Genomic DNA, 3,824 nt, shown 5'->3' on the forward strand with positions numbered 1-3,824 from the left:
GTGTTTCTTCCGACGACGCTCCGTTCTCCGCTCTGGCGTTCAAGATCATGACTGACCCCTACGTTGGTAAGCTGTGCTTCTTCCGTGTTTACTCCGGTAAACTGGATGCCGGCACCACCGTTTACAACTCTGTCAAGGATCAGAACGAGCGTATCGGTCGTATCCTGCAGATGCATGCCAACAACCGTAAAGATATCGACACCGTTTACGCGGGCGACATCGCTGCGGCTGTCGGTCTGAAGAACACCACCACTGGTGACACCCTGTGCGACGAGAAGGCTCCCATCATTCTGGAGAGCATGAACTTCCCCGAGCCCGTTATCCGTGTTGCCATTGAGCCCAAGACCAAGGCCGGTTCCGAAAAGATGGGCATCGCTCTGGCGAAGCTCGCTGAAGAAGACCCGACCTTCAAGACCTGGACCGATGAAGAGACCGGTCAGACCATCATTGCCGGTATGGGCGAGCTCCATCTGGAAATCATCGTCGACCGTCTGCTCCGTGAGTTCAAGGTTGAAGCGAACGTTGGTGCTCCGCAGGTTGCTTACCGCGAAACCATTCGTAAGGAAGCCAACCAGGATACCAAGTACGCCCGTCAGTCTGGTGGTAAGGGCCAGTACGGTCACGTCAAGATCAAGCTGGAGCCCAACCCCGGCAAGGGTTACGAGTTCGTCAACGGTGTTGTTGGCGGCGCGATCCCGAAGGAATATATCCCCGCTGTCGACAACGGTATTCAGGGCGCTATGAAGGCCGGTATTCTGGCTGGTTATCCCGTCGTGGATGTCAAGGTCACCCTGTGGGATGGTTCTTATCATGAAGTCGACTCCTCTGAAATGGCGTTCTCCATCGCCGGTTCTATGGCTTTCAAAGAAGCTATGAAGAAGTGCGATCCCGTCATTATGGAGCCCATCATGAAGGTTGACGTTATCGTTCCTGATGAGTATATGGGCAACGTCATCGGCGACTTGAACAGCCGTCGTGGCCAGATCCAGAATCAGGAGTCTCAGGACGGCACCGCCCGCGTTACTGCGATGGTTCCTCTGTCCGAGATGTTCGGTTACGCCACCGACCTGCGTTCCAAGACGCAGGGCCGCGGCCAGTATTCCATGGAGCCGGCTGATTACCAGCAGGTCCCCAAGAACATCGCCGACAAGATCATGAATGACCGTGCAAACAAGGCTTAATTTCATAAGTTTTACTTGATTTTTTGCACGGAATTTAGTATGATAGGCTTATCCAAGGCCAACCAAATTGTTTTAACTAAAGGAGGAAACTTCCAATGGCTGAAAAGGAAAAATTTGACCGCTCTTTGGAGCACGTCAACATTGGCACCATTGGTCACGTTGACCACGGCAAGACCACTCTGACCGCCGCGATCACCAAGACTCTGGCTCTGAAGGGCGACGCCGACTTCATGGATTACTCCAGCATCGACAAGGCTCCCGAAGAGAAGGCTCGTGGTATCACGATCAACACCGCTCACGTTGAGTACCACACCGAGAAGCGTCACTATGCCCACGTTGACTGCCCGGGCCATGCTGACTATATCAAGAATATGATCACCGGTGCTGCTCAGATGGACGGCGCTATCCTGGTCGTTGCTGCTACCGACGGTCCCATGCCCCAGACTCGTGAGCACATCCTGCTCGCCCGTCAGGTTGGCGTGCCCAAGATCGTTGTCTTCATGAACAAGTGCGACATGGTCGACGACGACGAGCTGCTCGATCTGGTCGAGATGGAAATCCGTGAGCTGCTCTCCAGCCAGGGCTTCGATGGCGACAACGCTCCCATCATCCGTGGCTCTGCTCTGAAGGCTCTGGAGTCCACCTCCACCGATCCCAACGCTCCTGAGTACAAGTGCATTTGGGAACTGATGGATGCTGTTGACAGCTACATCCCGACTCCCGACCGCGCTGCTGACAAGCCCTTCCTGATGCCCATCGAGGACGTTATGACCATCTCTGGCCGTGGCACCGTTGCTACCGGTCGTGTTGAGCGTGGTACCGCCCATGTTGGCGATCAGATGGAAATCGTCGGCATCAAGGAAGAGAAGCTGACCACCACCATCACCGGTCTGGAAATGTTCCGCAAGAGCCTGGAGTACGCTCAGGCTGGCGACAACATCGGCGCTCTGCTGCGTGGTATCGACCGTGATCAGATCGAGCGTGGCCAGGTTCTGGCTGTTCCCGGTTCTGTTCATCCCCACACCACCTTCGACGGTCACGTTTACGTCCTGAAGAAGGAAGAGGGCGGCCGCCACACCCCGTTCTTCAACAACTATCGTCCTCAGTTCTACTTCCGCACCACCGACGTTACCGGCATCATCACCCTGCCCGAGGGCACCGAGATGTGCATGCCCGGCGACAACGTCGATATGCATGTTGAGCTGATCACCCCCGTTGCCATGGAAGAAGGCATGCGCTTCGCTATCCGTGAAGGCGGCCACACCGTTGGTTCCGGCGTTGTTTCCAAGATCGAGAAGTAATTTTTCGTTCTAAAACAGCATACAGGCAGGCATCTACCGCAAGGCAGGTGCCTGCCTTTTTGTATAGTTTCCGCAGATGTTAATATGAAAAGATTTTTCGATCTGCCATCTGTTCAAGGATAAATCTGTATGCTATAATAATCAGAAAGTATGAAAAGTAGAAGGGAGCAACTCCATGCAGCAGGAAACTGTCATTGTTCTTGACTTCGGCGGCCAGTACAATCAGCTGATTGCACGTCGTGTTCGTGAATGTAACGTTTACTGCGAGATCTATTCGTATCGCACGGACCTCGCCAAAATCAAAGCAAAAAATCCCAAAGGTATCATTTTTACCGGTGGCCCTAACAGCGCATATCTGCCGGATTCTCCGACGATTGATCCCGAAATTTATACTTGGGGTGTGCCGATTCTGGGCATCTGCTACGGCAGCCAGTTGATGATGCATATGCTCGGCGGCAATGTGACCAAAGCTCCGGAACGTGAGTACGGCAAAACGCTTGTGAATCTGGATACGGCGAGTCCTTTGTTTGACAGCCTCCCGGAACAGAATGTTTGCTGGATGAGTCATAATGACTATATCGAGACCGCCGCTCCCGGTTTCCAGATTGTGGCCCATACGCCCAACTGCCCGGTAGCTGCTGCACAGGATGCCGCCCGCGGATTGTACTGCGTGCAGTTCCACCCGGAAGTGCTGCATACCGAAAACGGCACGAAAATCCTGCACAACTTTGTGTATAAGGTCTGCGGATGCGCCGGAACCTGGAAGATGGACTCTTTTGTGGAGCAGTCCGTGCAGGCGCTACGGAATAAAATCGGCGATGGCAAGGTGCTTTGCGCTTTGTCCGGCGGTGTAGATTCCAGCGTTTGCGCAGCTATGCTGGCCAAGGCAATCGGTAAGCAGCTGACTTGTGTTTTCGTTGATCATGGTCTGTTGCGTAAGAATGAACGCGAGCAGGTCTGTGAAGTCTTTGGAGAAAACGGCCAGTTTGATATTAACTTTGTCTGTGTTGACGCCCGCGACCGTTTCTACAGCAAATTGGCTGGGGAAGAAGCCCCCGAGCGTAAGCGCAAAATCATCGGCGAAGAATTCATCCGCGTGTTTGAGGATGAAGCCAAAAAGATTGGCGCAGTAGATTTTCTTGCCCAGGGTACGATTTATCCCGACGTTGTGGAAAGCGGTTTGGGTGGTGAGTCCGCTACCATCAAGAGCCATCACAACGTGGGCGGTTTGCCGGACTATGTGGATTTCAAAGAGATCGTCGAACCCCTGCGTGATTTGTTCAAGGACGAAGTACGTCAGGCCGGTCGGGAATTGGGACTGCCTGAATATCTGGTATCCCGT

At 53.7% G+C, this 3,824-nt stretch carries 3 protein-coding genes; all 3 read left to right on the top strand.

Annotated features, from left to right (window positions below):
• Positions 1-1,181 (top strand): elongation factor G (gene fusA / locus H6B10_RS13165; RefSeq protein WP_204652026.1); only part of this gene is annotated, 1,181 nt, incomplete at its 5' end.
• A gap of 95 nt (positions 1,182-1,276) precedes the next feature.
• Positions 1,277-2,482: an elongation factor Tu gene (gene tuf / locus H6B10_RS13170; RefSeq protein ID WP_204652027.1), complete on the top strand. Its 1,206-nt coding sequence runs from the start codon at positions 1,277-1,279 to the stop codon at positions 2,480-2,482.
• A gap of 175 nt (positions 2,483-2,657) precedes the next feature.
• Positions 2,658-3,824 (top strand): glutamine-hydrolyzing GMP synthase (guaA, locus tag H6B10_RS13175; RefSeq protein ID WP_204652028.1); only part of this gene is annotated, 1,167 nt, incomplete at its 3' end.

This window comes from Gemmiger formicilis, from assembly GCF_016901605.1.
Taxonomy (GTDB): Bacteria; Bacillota; Clostridia; order Oscillospirales; family Ruminococcaceae; genus Gemmiger; species Gemmiger formicilis_B.

Bases quoted from the DNA above. Each gene is read 5' to 3' on its own strand.
- tuf (WP_204652027.1), top strand. From the start codon at position 1,277: ATGGCTGAAAAGGAAAAATTTGACCGCTCTTTGGAGCACGTCAACATT.